General features: G+C 67.7%; 11 protein-coding genes. 3 read left to right on the top strand and 8 right to left on the bottom strand.

Annotation, left to right across the window (positions count from 1 at the left end):
- Positions 1 to 23: 23 nt before the first annotated feature.
- The 7 genes from ASC91_RS17840 to ASC91_RS17870 form a co-directional block, all read right to left on the bottom strand.
- Positions 24 to 1,061, bottom strand: a complete 1,038-nt coding sequence (locus ASC91_RS17840; protein WP_056199460.1) for a GGDEF domain-containing protein — start codon at positions 1,059 to 1,061, stop codon at positions 24 to 26.
- A 12-nt stretch (positions 1,062 to 1,073) separates the two neighbouring features.
- Complete coding sequence (locus ASC91_RS17845; RefSeq protein WP_056199464.1) at positions 1,074 to 7,151, bottom strand: Hpt domain-containing protein; 6,078 nt, start codon at positions 7,149 to 7,151, stop codon at positions 1,074 to 1,076.
- A gap of 39 nt (positions 7,152 to 7,190) precedes the next feature.
- Positions 7,191 to 9,563, bottom strand: a complete 2,373-nt coding sequence (locus ASC91_RS17850) for a methyl-accepting chemotaxis protein (protein ID WP_056199467.1) — start codon at positions 9,561 to 9,563, stop codon at positions 7,191 to 7,193.
- Positions 9,564 to 9,635: 72 nt separating this feature from the next.
- Positions 9,636 to 10,166 (bottom strand): chemotaxis protein CheW, encoded by a 531-nt coding sequence (locus ASC91_RS17855; RefSeq protein ID WP_056199470.1) that lies wholly within the window; start codon positions 10,164 to 10,166, stop codon positions 9,636 to 9,638.
- Positions 10,167 to 10,250: 84 nt separating this feature from the next.
- Entirely contained in the window at positions 10,251 to 10,616 is a 366-nt protein-coding gene (locus tag ASC91_RS17860) for a response regulator transcription factor (RefSeq protein ID WP_056199473.1), read from the bottom strand.
- Between the two features lie 11 nt (positions 10,617 to 10,627).
- Entirely contained in the window at positions 10,628 to 11,032 is a 405-nt protein-coding gene (locus tag ASC91_RS17865) for a PleD family two-component system response regulator (RefSeq protein WP_056199476.1), read from the bottom strand.
- 70 nt (positions 11,033 to 11,102) lie between these two features.
- Entirely contained in the window at positions 11,103 to 11,255 is a 153-nt protein-coding gene (locus ASC91_RS17870; protein WP_056199756.1) for a rubredoxin, read from the bottom strand.
- 182 nt (positions 11,256 to 11,437) lie between these two features.
- On the opposite strand from ASC91_RS17870, the gene ASC91_RS17875 reads away from it, so the two are divergent.
- From ASC91_RS17875 to mpl, 3 genes are read left to right on the top strand one after another with little or no spacing between them, the layout of a single operon-like run.
- Positions 11,438 to 12,385, top strand: a complete 948-nt coding sequence (locus ASC91_RS17875; protein ID WP_056199479.1) for a bifunctional hydroxymethylpyrimidine kinase/phosphomethylpyrimidine kinase — start codon at positions 11,438 to 11,440, stop codon at positions 12,383 to 12,385.
- 18 nt (positions 12,386 to 12,403) lie between these two features.
- Positions 12,404 to 13,690 carry a glutamate-1-semialdehyde 2,1-aminomutase gene (gene hemL / locus ASC91_RS17880; RefSeq protein WP_056199483.1) on the top strand — a complete coding sequence of 429 codons (1,287 nt, stop codon included), beginning with the start codon at positions 12,404 to 12,406 and terminating at the stop codon, positions 13,688 to 13,690.
- A gap of 29 nt (positions 13,691 to 13,719) precedes the next feature.
- Positions 13,720 to 15,081 carry a UDP-N-acetylmuramate:L-alanyl-gamma-D-glutamyl-meso-diaminopimelate ligase gene (gene mpl, locus ASC91_RS17885; protein WP_056199486.1) on the top strand — a complete coding sequence of 454 codons (1,362 nt, stop codon included), beginning with the start codon at positions 13,720 to 13,722 and terminating at the stop codon, positions 15,079 to 15,081.
- A gap of 279 nt (positions 15,082 to 15,360) precedes the next feature.
- On the opposite strand, the gene ASC91_RS17890 is transcribed toward mpl, so the two are convergent.
- Complete coding sequence (locus tag ASC91_RS17890) at positions 15,361 to 16,512, bottom strand: IS481 family transposase (RefSeq protein ID WP_056199489.1); 1,152 nt, start codon at positions 16,510 to 16,512, stop codon at positions 15,361 to 15,363.
- Between the last annotated feature and the right edge of the window lie 81 nt (positions 16,513 to 16,593).

The following is a 16,593-nucleotide window of genomic DNA, read 5'->3' on the forward strand; positions in this document are numbered from 1 at the left end:
ACGAATGCTTCAGCGCGGCGACTTCAGAACAGCTCGACGTCGCTGAGCTGTGCCGATTCCTGGATCACGCCGCTGGCCACCAGGGCCGCGTAGTTGTGGACCTGGTTGCGACCATGGCCCTTGGCGTGATAGACCGCCTTGTCGGCGCGCTCGAACGCATCGGCCGGCCCGTCGCCAGGGCGCACCTCGGTGAAGCCGATGCTGACGGTGATGCGGCCCACCTGCGGGAAGGCGTAGCGTTCGGTGTTCAGGCGCAGGCGCTCGAAGGCCTCGCCCGCGTGGATCTCTTCATCGCAGCGCATCAGCACGACGAACTCCTCGCCGCCGAAGCGATAGAGCATGTCGTGAAAGCGGAAAGAGCCGCGCATCAGGCGCGACAGCAACAACAGCACTTCGTCGCCGATCAGGTGCCCGAAGCGGTCATTGACGGTCTTGAAGTGATCAATGTCGATCACGCCGAGCACATAGTGTTGGATGGCCGTCTCGTGGCGGCGGTCCTCGGCCTCGTGCGTCACGTCGGCACGCGTCGGGATGTCCGACAACACCTTCAGGAAGCTCTCGTCGAAGGTCTTGCGGTTCAGCAACCCCGTCAGCGTGTCACGCTCGGAGTAGTCGAGCAGGCCCTGGAAGTTGTGATAGATCCGCAGCACGCTGCTGACCATGCGCTGCGCGCCCGTGCCCAGGCGCCGCGTGGACAGTATCTCGATGACGCCGATGACGTCGCGGTCGGTCGCAATCGGGAAGAGGTAGAGCCACTGGCCGCCCTGGGCCACCTGGGTGACGCTGCGGCTGCGCATGGCCTCCAGGCGCAGCGGATGGTCGGTCGCCTTCGGCAGCGCACCAGGCTTGGCCCACAGCGGGTCGGCCGACGCGACCGCATCACCCGCGCGCAGATGGGCACGGGTCAGCCAACGTTCGTCGCCCGGCTCGCCGACGCTGCGGTAGATCGCGACGGACTCGGGTTCCAGCAGGTCACGCAGCGCCATGACCAGGGTGACGTCCATGACATCCCGGTCACGAAAACCGGTCAGTTCAGCAAGATGGTCGACAACCTGGGACATGGGGGGGGGTGCTCAGGCCGCCACGGCCTGCTGGGTGAACTGCTGGATCAACCCGAGCAGATACTCCTCATCGTAGGGCTTGCCCAGGTAGTGGTCGACACCCAGCTGAGCCGCGTAGTCGCGGTGCTTCTGGGCAATGCGCGAGGTGATCATGATGACGGGCAGGGCAGCCAGCCGCGAGTCGGCGCGCATATTGCGCACCAGGTCGAAACCGTCCATACGGGGCATTTCGATGTCGGACAGTACCACCGAAGGCAACTCGTCACCCGACAGCTTCTCCATCGCATCCAGGCCGTCCTTGGCCAGCATGACGCGCAGGCCGACGCGCTCCAGGAAGCGCTGGGTCACGCGACGCACAGTCAGCGAGTCATCGACGACGAGGACGAGCGGCGCCTGCGTCACCGTCTCGACGACCGGTGCGGCCTGCTGCGGCGTTTCGCCCAGCGACATTGCATGGGCCGCCGCCAGCCGGGCCTGGGCGTCGAGGCCGTACCAGTCGGCGAGTGCCACGACGTTGTAGATCAGCGCCACCTCGCCCGAAGCCAGCAGGCTGATGCCCGCCAGGCCCGGTACGCGGTTGAGCTGGGCGCCGAGGTTCTTGACGACGACTTCCTGGTTGCCGACGACCTCATCCACGTGCAGGGCCAGTGCGCCCTGGGCGCTGCGCACCAGCACCACATGGGTGTGGCGGCCATGGACATGGCCACGGCCCGCGTGGCCGAGCAGGCCGCCCAGCCAGTAGAAGGGCATCTCGACACCGCCATGCTGCAGCTTGCCGGTGGCATAGGCCGCCTCGACTGCATCGACGGGCACGCGCTGCACTGACTGCATCAGCGCCGCGGGGACGGCGATGACCTGGTCGGAGCTCTTCAGCAGCACGACCTGCGTCAGCGCCGTGGTGAGCGGCAGGCGCAGCAGGAAGCTGGTGCCCTGGCCGGTGGTCGACGTGGTTTCGATGGTGCCGCCCAGCGTGCCGACCTCGGCACGCACGACGTCCATGCCGATGCCGCGGCCGCTCAACTCGGTAACCTGGCTGGCCGTGGAAAAGCCCGGCGCGAAGATCAGGCGCTTGAGCTGCGCGTCGTCAGGCTCGGCGTCGGGCGAGATCAACCCGAGCTGCAGGCCGCGCTCGCGGATGCGTCCGAGGTTGAGGCCGGCGCCGTTGTCGGAGAAATTCAGCAGCACTTCGTTGCCGTGCTGGCTGACCTCGATGCGCAACGTGCCGACCGGGTCCTTGGCCGAAGCCGTGCGCACCTCGGGCGACTCGATGCCGTGAGCGACGCTGTTGCGCAGCAGATGCTCGAAGGCCCCAGCGGTACGTTCCAGCACCGAGCGGTCCAGTTCGGTCTGGCCGCCGGTGATCTCCAGCTTGACCTGCTTGCCGGCATCGCGGGCAGCCTGCCGCACGACGCGGTGCATGCGCTCGCCGATGCTGTCGAAGTCGACGAGGCGGGTGCGCAGCAGGTCGTCCTGCAGCTCGCGCGTCAGCCGGGATTGTGCGGCCAGCTCGTCTTCGCCGGTCTGGACGTTGCGGCCCAGTGTGCGCTGCAGCGTGGCCACGTCACCCACCGACTCGGTCAGCATGCGGGTCAGTTCCTGGAAGCGCGTGTAGCGGTCGAACTCCAGCGGGTCGAACTCGCGGCCGCCCTGCTGCGCCGCCTCTTGCTGGGCGTGCATCTGGGCCTCGGCCTGCAGATCCAGCTCGCGCAGCTGGGCGCGCAGGCGCTCCAGGTTGTCGTCCAGGTCAAGCAGTGCGCCCTTCATCTGGACCAGCTCGGACTCCATCCGCGCACGGCGGATGCTGACCTCGCCGGCCTGCGTGGCCATGCGCTCCAGCAGGCTGCCGCGCACACGCACCAGGGCCTGGCCGATGGCGAGGTTGTCGCTGCCGGCAGCGACCTCGGCGGTGTCGGTGAAGCGGCTCCAGTCGATCTCGCGCGCTGGTTCGGCGGGCTTCTCGACGAAGGTGGATGCGACCGGCCGCACATCGGCTTGGGCAATCTCGGCCAGCAGGCGCTCGGGTTCAGGCGCCGGCGCAGCCGCCTCGACAACGACCGGCGGCTTGGCAGCGGGTGCGGGCGGCGGCGGGGCGACGATGGCCGGCGCGGCTGGCACGGCGGCAGATGCGAGCCGGCGACCGAGTTCCTCGAAGGCGTGCTCGAGGGCATCACCCTCATGCTGCAGCGCCTGGACCTGGCTGTGGTTGGCGCTGCCGGCCCTCAGCAGGTTCTCGATGGCGGATTCGAGGTTGTGGGCCTGCTCACCCAGGCGCATGGCGCCGGCCAGGCGGGCGCCACCCTTGAAGGTGTGCAGAGCACGCATGCAGGCGTCGGAGCGACCCAGCTCGCCCGGATGGGCCAACCAGTCGCGCAGCGCACCGTGCAGTTGTTCCAGCAGGTCGCGCCCTTCCTCCTCGAAGATGGGATAGAGGTCGGGCTCGATGTGGTCGGGCAGGCCCGGCTCGGGCTCGTCGTCGGCCGCTAGCAGCGGGGCAGGCTCGGTTTGCGGCACAGCCTCGGCAACCGTCTCTGCGGCCGGCTCGGCAATGGGCTCGACGAGGGGTTCGGCCAGGTCGACGAGATCGGCGAGATCAACGACGGACTCCGGCAGATCAGCAGCCACGGTGACCTGGTCATCCAGGTCGCCGGCGAGGGTGTCGTGCAGGGCCGGCACGGGCAGCGCGTCCAGCGGCGCGGACGCCGTGAAGGACTCTTCCTGCGGCTCGTAGGCATGCAGTTGCGCGACGACCTCGGGATCGTTGGGCTTCAGGAAGCCGGCTGCGAACTGGTGCAGCAGGCGGCGGATGTCGTCGGCGGCGCGCACGAACAGTTCGGCGTCGGCCTGCTCGTAGCGCACGGCGCGATGGGCGCGACCCAGGGTGTGCTCGAGTTCCCGGGCCAGGATGGAGAGATCCTCGTAGCCCACCGTAGCCGCATTGCCGGCCAGGGCGTGAGCCTGCACTTCGCAGCTCTGCGGCACCGGGTGGCTGAGCTCGACGGCCCACTCGGCCAGGCCGATGGACAGCTTGCGCGACAGCTCGTCGGCCTCGTTCAGGAAGATGTTGAACAGCGCGATGCTGATGCGCAGCGAGCCGATGACCTTGAAGCCTTCGTCGGGGTCGGCCGACTCGGGTTCAGGCTCCAGCTCCGTCTCGGCAGGGCTGACCAGCGTGAGAACCGGCGCGGCCGGCTCCTCGTCCTCCTCGAGCAGCTTGTGCAGGGCCAGCGTGGACTCCTCCGGCCGGACCGGGGGCTCGGCCAGGGGTTCGGCGGCAATGACAGGCTCAGGCTCGTCCAGATCCAGCACGACGCCGAAGTTGGCCAAGGTCGGCTCTTCATCAGGCGTGGGCGGCAGCGGCAGGGGTTCGGTCGGTGCGTGGGCATCGAACTCGCTGACCAGCTCGGCGGGTAGTTCGGTCGGGTCGAGATCCAGCGTGACCTCGGGCAGGGCGAGGTCGAGGTCAGCCTCGATGGGGGCCTCGTTGGCCGGTGCGCCAAGCTCGAGAACGAAGTCGGGCACCAGCGGCGGGGTCTCCTCCATCTCCGCCGGCAGTGCGGCGACGATGGGTTCTGCGGCCGGCTCGGCCATGGCCTCGGCGCCGCGCTCGGCGGCTTCGGCCGGTGTCGCGGCGTCCAGCGGCAGGTCGAGGCTCTGGGCTTCTACCGCTTCGATGGCTTCGGCGGCCGGAGCAGCCGAAACGGCAATAGGCAGGGGCTGGCCATGCAGGCGCAACGAATCGGCACTGCGGCGCACCGGGTCGGGCAAGCTGTGGCCCGGTTCCGTGCCAGCAATCTGGTTGCGCCAGTGGGCAAAGTAGTCCAGCGCCTCGGTGGTGAAGCCCAGCAAGGCGGCGTCGGCCTGGGGGGTGGCTTCGGCGAGGCGGGCGTTGTAGAGCTGTTCGCAGGCCCAGGCACCTTCACCGAAGGGGTCCAGGCCGACCATGCGGGCGCTGCCCTTGAGGGTGTGGAAGGCGCGACGCACGATGGTGAGCTGGCCGTGGTCGGCGGGGGCCTGGCGCAGCTCTTCCAGCGCGGCCCGGGCGTTGCCGATGACCTCGTCGGCTTCCTCGAGGAAGATCTCGCGCATCTCGGGGTCGTCCGCGACGCTGGGCGCGGGCGGCGGGGGAGCAACCACGGGAACGGGTGCGGGAGCGGCCGGCTGCGACAGGTCGACGTCGGGCAGGCTGAGGTCGGGCAGGTCCAGCGTCCCCAGGTCGATGCGCAAGGGCTGGGTGGCGTCGTAGGCGGCGGGAGCGGCAATCTGGGCCGATTCGTCGACCAGATCGACGTGGAAGCCGCTGGCCTCGAAACTCGGCAGCTCGACGGCGCCTTCGCGGCGGCCCATGACGGCGTCCAGGCGGCCGCTGGCGTCGTCGAACTGGAACATGCGCTTGGCCAGCTGAGGCTGGACGCTGAGCATGTCGATCAGGAAACCCAGGGCGCCGAGGTTGTTGGCCAGGCGCTCAAACACGCCACGGGCGCTGGCGCGCTCGAAATCGATCTCGGTGTTGGCCAGGCCGTCGACCTCGTCGCGCATACGAACGGTGGCCTGCGCCGCCTGGTCCAGGCCCAGCACGCTGAGCACGCCGCGCATCGCCTGCAACTGGCCGGGCACGGGAATCAGCAGCTCACGCCGGGCCGGGTCGCGGAAGTATTCGTCGCACTGCTTCTCGACTTCCGACAGGCTGGCACGCAGCTCGTGCACGACGCTGCCCAGGGTCTGGCGGTCGGAGACCCGGCGGTACAGGTCCTCCATCCAGTCTTCCAGCGGCTCGGGCGTCTGGCCATGGGCCACGGCCTCGACGCGGCGCGCCAGGCGACGCACGCGATCGGCCTGCTCGGGCTGGTCGAAGGCGGCGTCTTCCAGCGCGGCTTCGACATAGAGCAGGCTGGTGGCGATTTCCATGGCCAGCGCGGGTGGCGGCGTGCTGCGCGAGCGCAGCGTCGCGACGACGGCGCGCTGCAGTGTCTGAGCCAGCACTTCACCGCTGGGGAAGAGGCGGGTCAGCGAATCGGCCAGACCGGCGAACTGCTCGTCCAGACCGGCCAGGCGGTGCTGGTCGCCTTCGGCGGCGCTGGACCAGCTTTCCTTGGCTGAAATCACGCGGCGCTTGGCTTGCGCGACCCAGGCCGGATCGATGCGGCCGAGGCCGGCGTCCTCGTAGTCGCCGGCATGCTCATCAGTGAGGCGGTAGGTTTCATGCACCGCTGTCAGGCGCGGGCCGGCGCCCTGGTTGACGCGGCACTGGGCGCAGAAGAACAGCAGATCCTGGGCCAGGCGTTCGCGTGCCGGGTCCATCTGATCGCCGTGGCCAACGAGGCGCAGTTCATGCAGCAGCTTGGAGCCCAGGCGTTTGGCATAGCCGTCGCTGGGAATCAGCTTGAGTGCCTGGCCTTCGAAGACGGCGGCGGCGAGTTGCCACAGCGTGCGCGTCGTACCAGCCGGCAAGGCGGCTGCCAGACCAGCGCACAGGCCGGAAAGATTGGCCGCATGCGTCGAGCTGGGCTCGCGCATATGGCGCAGCAATGCGGCTTCAAAAGGCGCGCGCACGGCCTCGGGCGAACGCGGCGACACACCGGCTTCGGACGCAATGCTGCGCCAGGACCAGTCGTACTGCCAGAGGTCGGCCGGGTGGATGCGATCGGCACCATTGAGCTGCTGCAGCGCGCGATAGCCCGGGTAGAGGGCCAGCGACGAGGTCTTGTTGCCAGCCAGCAGGCGGGCGACATAGGCCAGCAGGGCAAAGTCGGCGCGTTCGATGGTGTCGACGGTGCTGGCTTCGACCTCCAGCGGCCGCTCGGCCAGACGCGCGACGGCCACTTCGGCGGCGCGCAGCACGCTGGCGCCGGCCGGCAGGCCGACCAGCGACAGCACGCCGCTGACCTGGTGCAACTGCGCGGCCGCCTGCTGCAGCGGCGCGCTGGGCTGGGCATCACCGCCAAAGGCGGAGAGGCGGTTGTCGCCGCTGTCGCGCACGAGGCGGCGCAGGGTCTTGTGCACCGACTCCAGGGAGCGGCGTAACTCCTCCTGCACCCAGGCCAGTGGGCTGAGGTCGGCCGGGAGTTCGGAGTCTCGCAGGGAGCTGTCCATGCGTGGGCTTTCTCGCTCGATGCGGTAGGGCGGGGCCGGTCAGGCGACCTTGAATCGGGACACGGACGTGCGCAGCGCCTCGGCAGAGCGCGACAGCTCATGCACCATCTGGGCGGTGGAGCGCGTGCCCTCCGACGTCTGCTCGGTCACCGCGAAGATGTGCTGGATGTTGGAGGCCACCTCGTTGGCATGCTCGGCTTCCTGCTGGGCCTGGGTCGAGATCTGCCCGATCAGGTTGTCCAGCTGGCGGGACACGCTGTCGATGTCTTCCAGCGCCTTGCCGGCCGCGTCAGACAGCTGCGTACCTTCCACCACCCCGCGCGTCGAACGCTCCATGGCGGCCACCGCATCGTGGGTGTCGGTCTGAATGGTCTTGACCAGCGCAGCGATTCGCCGCGTCGCGTCGCCGGAGCGTTCCGCCAGGCGCTGCACTTCTTCCGCAACCACCGAGAAGCCGCGACCCGCTTCGCCGGCGGACGCGGCCTGAATGGCGGCGTTCAAGGCCAGCACGTTCGTCTGTTCCGTGATGTCCGAGATCAGCTCCGTGATCTCGCCGATTTCCTGAGACGACTCGCCCAGTCGCTTGATGCGCTTGGAGGTCTCCTGGATGGAGTCGCGGATGGTGTTCATACCGGCGATGTTGTTCTGCATCGCGGAGAGACCCTGCTCGGCAGCCTGACGGCTCTGGCGCGCCACACCGGCCGTTGTCTGCGCCTGCGCGGACACGTCGGTGATTCGGCTCGCCATGCCGAGCACGGCCTCGCCGGTGGCGCGGATCTCGTGCAGCTGCTCCTTGGAGGCCGCCAGCAGGTCGGTGGACGTCTGGTCCACCGCGCCGGTCGTGTCTGTCACGCGAGCCGCCGYGGCCTGCACCTGGCCGACCAGGTTGCGCAGTTCCTCCACCGTATAGTTCACGGAGTCGGCGATGGCGCCGGTGATGTCTTCCGTCACCGTCGCTTGCTGCGTCAAATCGCCTTCAGCGACGCTGGCCAGTTCGTTCATCAACCGCAAAATGGCGGCCTGGTTGGCGTCGTTGACGCGCTTGGCCTCTTGCTCCTGGGCCTCGGCTTCACGGCGTGAGGCTTCGGCGAGCGCCGCGCGCTCGGACTGGTCGGCCACGAACAGGCGCAGGAAACCGAAGGCACCGGCCACCAGGGCAATCAGGGACAGCACCATGAAGGCGATCAGGCCCCAGCCCGCGCCGCCGGACTTTTCCAGCTCGCCAGCGGCCTGCTCCAGGCCCTTACGCAGCGGCTCGGAATCGTTCAGGATGGCCGTCTGCGCTTCACGTGCCGACACCAGGCCCTGCAGGTTGCCCAGAATCGCAGAGGCTTGCGTGCGGGTCTGCTCGTACTGCTTGAGCAGGGTCTGCAGGCGTTCCTTCAGTTGCGGGTCGCGTGCCGCGTTCAGGCGCAGCTCGGGGCTGCCGCTGATGAGCGCTTCGGTGATGAGCTTGAAGGAGTTCAAGTCCTTGCCCAGCAGGAACACCGCCTCGGGGCTGACGCCTTCCTGGGTCAGGAATTCGTTGGCGCTCTTGCCGATACGCTGGGTCAGCATGACGAGCTGGCCGACGGCAGAGACTTCACCCGCCGACGAGCCGATCTGCAGGGCTTGAGATGACACGGCCTCGGCGCTTTCCAGCAGGTCGCTGGACTGCCGGTTGATGGCGCGCAGCGCCTGGCCGACCTGGGTCAGGATCTTTTCCTGGGACTGCACGACCTTGCCGTTCTTCTCGGCGCGCTCGACCAGCGGCTTGACCATGTCCAGCGTCGGCTGCACGGCGGCCGGCGCGACCGCCAGGTCGCCTTCGCCGGTGCGCAGGTTGTTGACGACGCCGCTCAGCGTGCTGACCGACTCGCGCAGCTCCGCGAACGCGGCTGGATTGCCGACGAGGGCCGCGGACACGGACTTGGCCATGCGCTGTGAATGCATCAGCGCCTGGCCGGTGGCACGCACCTGGGCCGCACTGCGGCTGGAACTGGCCAGCACCAGGCTGACCGACACGGCCGTGCCGACGAGGCCGAGGACGACGAGGCCGGTCAGTGCACGCTGGCGGTGGCGGCCGAACAGGTCGGTCAGCTTCTCGGCACCGGTGGCCGCCTTGGGCGGCAGCATGGTCGGGTCGGCGGCCTGCGTGGTGGGCGCGAAGCTCATCGTGCTGCTGGGCGCGAACTCGCTGTTCGGGCCCGGTTCGGTGGGCACCGCCTGCGAAATGATGGACGGCGCCTCGGTGCGTGGATACACCTCGGTGCGCGCGGGAATCTCGACGCCGGCCAGGGTGGAGTCGGCGTTGCGGGTGGCGTCGAAGCCGACGTTGCTGCGCGAATCGATGGTCGTGTCGACGCCTTCCGGCGGCGCCAGCGGCAGATCATCGGCTTCGGACTTTCCCCTGATTTTGTCCAGCAGGCTCATCTCACCCTCGTCCTTCAGTGTTTGTGGTGCCGCACTCGCGCGCGGCTTGAAGCTTGGAAACAGATGCGCGCATCACGCGACGATGTGCAGGAAATTCTCCTGCCGCGACAACGCTTCGAGATTGATTTCTTGCCAGTTGCGCCCGGCTTCGTCGCGGCGCAGGGCGCCAGCAAAACGGGGCAGCGGCCCGGCGGGCTGCTGCTCGGCCAGCGGCAGTTGCTCGTCGCTGCGCAGGCCGGCCAGCCGGTCGACGAGCAACGCGCAGTTCAGGTTCAGGTCGCTACCCAGCGACACCAGGCGGCTTTGCACCGCCACGGCGCGGCCAGGCGCGGGATCGCGCAAGCCCAGGTAGACGGCCAGGTCGACCACGGTGAACAAGCCGCCGCGCAGGTTGGCCACGCCCGCCAGCCATGGCTTGGCATAGGGCACGGGCTTGATGGGCACGGGCGCGAAGATTTCGCTGGCCTGCTTCAGCGAGAACAACAGGCCGACGCCGGCACATTCCACGGCCAGCCAGTTCGCCACGAGCGTCTGCTCGCGCGCGGCCGCCATGCGCTCGGCCAAGCGCTGCTGGAGTTCGCGGAGTGCCGTCTTGTTTGCCATGCTCAGCGCCGCCCGGCCGCCCGAAGGCGATGAAGCGCCCCCGCGGGGGGCAGTGAACGAAGTGAACGTGGGGGCGTCATCATTTCAGCCCAGGGCTTTGATCTTGGCCAGCAGCTCTTCGGCCTTGACGGGTTTGACGACGTAGTCGCTGGCGCCCTGGCGCATGCCCCAGACCTTGTCCGTCTCCTGGCCCTTGCTCGTGCACATGATGATGGGGATGCCGATGTAGCGCTCGTCGCGGGTGATGGCACGCGTCAGCTGGAAGCCGTTCTGGCCGGGCATGACGACGTCCATCAGGATCAGGTCGGGCTTGGCCTCGGCCAGGCGCTTCATGGCCTCTTCGGCGTTCTCGGCCGTGCGGACAGTGAAGCCGCGCTTGCCCAGCATTTCCGATAAGGCATGCAGTTCGGTCTTGGAATCGTCAACCAGCAGGATGTTGTGAATGCTCATGGCAGTTCTCTTTACGTACGCGCTTCTTGCCGACGGTGCTGGAGCACCGCCTGAAGCAGCTGGTCCTTGGTGAAAGGCTTGGTCAGATAGTCCTGCGAGCCCACCATGCGCCCGCGGGCCTTGTCGAAGAGGCCGTCTTTTGACGACAGCATGATCACCGGCACTCCCGAGAACTGCGGGTTGCGCTTGATGATGGCGCAGGTCTGATAACCGTCCAGGCGAGGCATCAGGATGTCGCAGAACACGAGATCGGGATGAAAGTCGCCCAGCTTCGCCAACGCATCGAAGCCGTCCTCGGCCAGGGCCACCTCATGGCCGCCCTGCTTCAGGAAGATCTCCGCGCTGCGGCGGATGGTGTTGCTGTCGTCGATGACCAGGATGCGGGTGGGTCCTGCACCGGAAACTTGCTCGTTCAAACGTCGTCTCCTCGGAACTTCAGCTCGGGGCCCGGCCCTTTCGGCCCCCTGTGAGGCATGTGAGGCCGAGTCAGATGCGCACCATCTCAAAATCCTCTTTGCGCGCGCCGCAGTCGGGGCAGGTCCAGTTCATGTCCACATCGGCCCAGGCGGTGCCCGGCGCGATGCCGTGCTCCGGATCGCCCGCTGCTTCGTCATAGATCCATCCACAGATCAGGCACATCCAGGTACTGGGTTCGCTCACGGTGCTTAGAGTTTGCTCACTACAATCGAATCATTCTAGCCAGGGCTCGAAAGCGCAATGCTGAGGGCAAACGCCTGTGCCCCGGGCCTCAGAAGCGCCCTTTTAGCGGCAGACTCCACGCTTTGCGGCTGCTATTTGGCCGCGACCGCCATGACTTCCCCATGAGCCCAACACCCCTCCCCACCGACCCCGCGGCCGAAGATGCCCAAGACGAACAGGAAAGCCCGCCGCCAGCTTGCGTGCTGAGCTTCAATGCCAGCGACGCCTCTGGCGCAGGCGGCCTGGCCGGCGATGTCGCCACGATTGCGGCCATGGGCGCGCACTGCCTGCCCGTCGTCACCGCCATCGTGCTGCGCGACACGGCCGAGACCTTCGAGCACGAGAACCTCGACGCCGACACCGTCGCCGAGCAGGCCCGCCACATCCTGGAAGACGTGCCCATCACGGCCTGGAAGGTCGGCTTCCTGGGCAATGCCGAGGCCGTCAGCGCCGTGGCCGAGGTGCTGAGCGACTACCCCGACGTGCCGCTGGTGACTTATCTGCCCTCCGTCGCCTGGATCGACGAGGACGACCAGCAGCAGTACCTGGACGCGCTTCGCGAGCTGGTGCTGCCGCAGACCGCCGTGCTGGTGGGCAACCACAAGACCATGACGGACTTCCTGCTGCCCGATTGGGACAACGAGCGCGCGCCGTCGGCCCGCGAACTGGCCGTCGCAGCCGCCCAGGCCGGCGCCCAGCACGTGCTGGTGACCGGCATCCAGCTGCCCAACCAGTTCGTGGACAACGTGCTGGCCAACTCGCAGGGGCCCATCACCGGGGAGAAGTTCGAGCGCTTCGAGACGGCCTTCGTCGGCGCGGGCGACACGCTGTCGGCGGCGCTCGCGGCGCTGCTGTCGGTGGGCGCGGAACTGCACTCGGCCGTCAGTGAAGCCTTGTCCTTCCTGGACCAGTCGCTGGATGCGGGCTTTCGTCCCGGTATGGGCAACGTCATCCCCGACCGCTTCTTCTGGGCCCTGCCCGCGGCGGACGAAGAAGGCGGCGAGCCGCCCGACTTCGAGCCCGAACCCGAACCCGAACAGCCGCCCAAGACGCCGCGGCGCATGCATTGATCTCCTGACTCCTCTCTCATGGCCAGCAATTCAGAGCTCTTCGAGCGCGCCGCGCGCGTCATTCCCGGGGGCGTGAATTCCCCCGTGCGCGCCTTCCGCGCCGTCGGCGGCACGCCGCGCTTCATCCAGCGCGGCGAAGGCGCCTACATCCATGACGCCGAAGGCAAGCGTTATGTCGACTACATCGGCTCCTGGGGGCCGATGATCCTCGGCCACGGCCACCCGGCCGTGCTCGAAGCAGTCACAAAGGCCGCAGCCGAAGGCTTCTCCTTCGGCGCGCCGACGGAGCGGGAGATCGAGCTGGCCGAGGAGATCTTGAAGCTCGTGCCCAGCATGGACCAGGTGCGCCTGGTCAGCTCGGGCACCGAGGCGACCATGAGCGCCATCCGCCTGGCGCGCGGCGCCACCGGCCGCGCCAAGTTCATCAAGTTCGAAGGCTGCTACCACGGCCACACCGACGCGTTGCTCGTGAAAGCCGGTTCCGGCCTGGCCACCTTCGGCCACCCGACCAGTGCCGGCGTCACGCCGGGAGCCGCGGCCGACACCGTCGTCCTGGAATACAACAACGTCGAGCAGCTCGAAGCCGCCTTCGCCCAGTACGGCAGCGAACTGGCCTGCGTCATCGTCGAGCCCATCGCCGGCAACATGAATTTCGTGCGCTCGTCAGTGGCCTTCATGAGCGCCATGCGCCGCCTGTGCACCCAGCATGGCGCCCTGCTGGTGCTGGATGAGGTGATGACGGGCTTTCGCGTCGGCCTCGGCAGCGCCCAGGCTCACTACGCCCGGCTCATCCCGGGTTTTGCACCCGACATATCGGTCTTCGGCAAAGTCATCGGCGGCGGCATGCCGCTGGCGGCTTTTGGTGCCCGGCGCGCGGTCATGCAGCATCTGGCGCCGCTGGGTGGCGTCTACCAGGCCGGCACGCTGTCCGGCAACCCGGTGGCCACGGCCTGCGGGCTGGCAACGCTGCGCGAGATCCAGAAGCCCGGCTTCTTCGAGGCCCTGTCGGCCAAGACCCGCCAGCTCGTCGATGGCCTCAAGGCCGTCGCCGCCGAGAACGGCGTGCCCTTCAGCGCCGACTGTGAAGGCGGCATGTTCGGCTTCTTCCTGATGCCCGATCTGCCGCAGAACTACACCACCGTCATGACGACGGACAAGGAGCGCTTCAACCGCTTCTTCCATGCGATGCTGGATGCCGGCATCTATCTTGCTCCGGCCTTGTATGAGGCGGGCTTCGTGTCGGCGGCCCACAGCCAGGCCGATATCGACGCCACCCTCGCGGCCGCACGCACCGCATTGCGCTGATCTCTTGACGTCCTTCGGGGCGCGTTGACATGCATCTCCACATCCTCGGCATCTGCGGCACCTTCATGGGTGGCCTCGCGGCACTCGCACGCGAAGCCGGCCACAAGGTCACCGGCTGCGATGCCAACGTCTACCCGCCCATGAGCACCCAGCTCGAGGCGTTAGGCATCGAGCTCATCACCGGCTTCGGCGCCGAGCAGCTGGAACTCAAGCCCGATGTCTTCGTCATCGGCAATGTCATCACGCGCGGCGAGCGTTTCCCGCTGATGGAAGCCATCCTTGACACCGGCCTGCCCTACACATCGGGCCCGCAATGGCTGGCCGAGCATGTGCTGCAGGGTCGCCACGTGCTGGCCGTGGCCGGCACGCATGGCAAGACGTCGACGACGTCGATGCTGGCCTGGATCCTGGCGCATGCCGGCCTCAAGCCCGGCTTCCTGGTGGGTGGTGTGCCGCAGAATTTCGGCGTGTCGGCTCGCCTCGGTGAGGGCAAGACCTTCGTCATCGAAGCGGACGAGTACGACACCGCCTTCTTCGACAAGCGCAGCAAATTCGTGCACTACCGGCCGCGCACGGCTGTGCTGAACAACCTCGAGCACGACCACGCCGACATCTTCCCGGACCTGGCCGCCATCGAGACCCAGTTCCATCACCTCGTGCGCACCGTGCCGGCCAGCGGCCGCCTGGTCGTCAACGCCCGCGAGGAGGCCTTGCAGCGCGTCATCGCGCGCGGCTGCTGGAGCGAGGTGCTGCGCTTCGGCGCCAAGAAGGAAGAGGCCGGCATGCTGCGCGCGCGCGGCGAGCCGCAGGCTTTCGACGTGCTGCGCGGCAGCCTCAAGGTCGCGCGTGTCGAGTGGAGCCTGTTCGGCGAGCACAACCAGTTGAATGCGCTGGCTGCCATCGCCGCCGCGGAGCATGTCGGCGTGTCGCCCGAGCAATCGGCGGCGGCCCTGGCCGAGTTCCAGAACGTCAAGCGCCGCATGGAACTGCGCGGCGAGGTGCGCGGCATCAAGGTGTACGACGACTTCGCACATCACCCGACGGCGATGCGCACCACCGTCAACGGCCTGCGCCGCCGCATTGCGCCCGTCGACCGCATCCTCGCGATATTCGAGCCGCGCTCCAACACGATGAAGCTGGGCACGATGAAGGCTCAGTTGCCCTGGGCGCTGGAGGAAGTGGACCTCGCGTTTTGCAATCAGCAGGGTTTGAGCTGGGATGCGAAAGAGGCGCTGGCGCCGATGGGTGCGTCAGCGGTTGTGGGTGCGGATGTGGATGCGTTGGTGGCGGCTGTCGTCAAGGCCGCCAAGCCTGGGGACCATTTGCTGTGTATGAGCAATGGTGGGTTTGGCGGGATCCACGAGAAGCTGTTGGACGCTCTGTCCAAATAGCGTCTGCTCGATGCATTGCCGGGAGTCCGTCCCGGCGGCCGGGTAACTTTCTTCTGCGGSGCTGTATAGACCGGAGACATGGGTAACACCCGTGCCAGGACATGGGTAACACCTTCTCAAGTGTCCAACGTCGGCTCGCGCAGGTCGAACTGCGTGAACCGCTGATGGCAGAAGTACACGTCACATGGCCACCGCGCTGCTGGGCCTGATCCTCGTCGTGCCTTNTGTATAGACCGGAGACATGGGTAACACCCGTGCCAGGACATGGGTAACACCTTCTCAAGTGTCCAACGTCGGCTCGCGCAGGTCGAACTGCGTGAACCGCTGATGGCAGAAGTACACGTCATGCAGGCCATCGCACTCCAGGCTCGGGCGGATGCCGATGGGCAGTCCCTGCAGTGCGCTGGACACGTGCAGCTTGCGCCGCTGGAAGTGGAAGAAGCCGTTCCAGCCGACGGTGACCACGCAATCCGTGTCGGGGTACTCGATGGGGCGCAGCACCTCGTTGTAGCCGACGGCGCTGGGCCGGTAGCGCTGCATGGGCGCTTGCAAGCCCAGTGCCTCGTGCGGACGCTGGCAGTTGTAGCTCGGGCGCCAGGCATCGAACGCGCACTGCACAGCAGCGATGTCTGTGAAGTGCCGCCCGGCCAGCACCTCCACGTCCAGCGTGCGGTGGAACCGCTCCAGTTTGCCGTTGGTCTGCGGATGGTGAGGAGCGCTGAAGCTCACTCGCACGCCCTGGCGGATCAGCCAGACCGCCAACTCGCTGAGGCTGTGCCCGCTGGCCTTGGGCGTGCCCCAGGGCGAGCCGTTGTCGGCGTTGATGCGCAGCGGCAGCCCGTAGCGCTGGAACGCCTGGATGAGTTGATCGCGCACAGCGGGCGTGTCGGTGCGCGTCAGCGCGTGCAGGCAAAGGTTGAAGCGCGAGTGGTCGTCCAGCAGCGTGAGCGCATGGCAACGCCCGGCCAGCGTGGGGAAGTGGCCCTTGAAGTCGATCTGCCACAGACAGTTCGGAGCTTCGTGCTCGAAGCGCTGCCAGGGCCGGGCGGTGTCGCTGGCCGCGGGACTGATCAGGTCGTGCCGATGCAGGATGCRCGTGACGGTGCTGGGCGCCACGCAAGCCTGGCCAAGGTCCGCCAGGCGCCGGGCGATCTTGCGGCCGCCCCAGGCGGGGTGCTCGCGACGAACGGCCAGCACGGCCTGCTCGATGGCATCGCAACTGCGAGCGGGGCTGCTCAGCGGGCGGCGACTGCGGTCATGCAGCACCTGGACATCGCCCTGAGCGAGTTCAAAGCGGCCGAGCCACTTGTAGCCGGTCTTGGGGCTGATGCCGAACTGGCGACACAACGCGCGCACGTTGGCGCCGTCCTGGCAGGCCAGGTGCACGAATTCTTCACGCAGGGACACGGTGCTCTTCTCCGTCCAGACCATGGGCTTCTTCCGGGGCTTCTAAACCCCGAAAGCGTTACCCATGTCCTGGCACACCCGTTACCTATGTCCCCGGTCTATACA

This window comes from Pelomonas sp. Root1237, assembly GCF_001425055.1.
GTDB lineage: Bacteria > Pseudomonadota > Gammaproteobacteria > Burkholderiales > Burkholderiaceae_C > Pelomonas.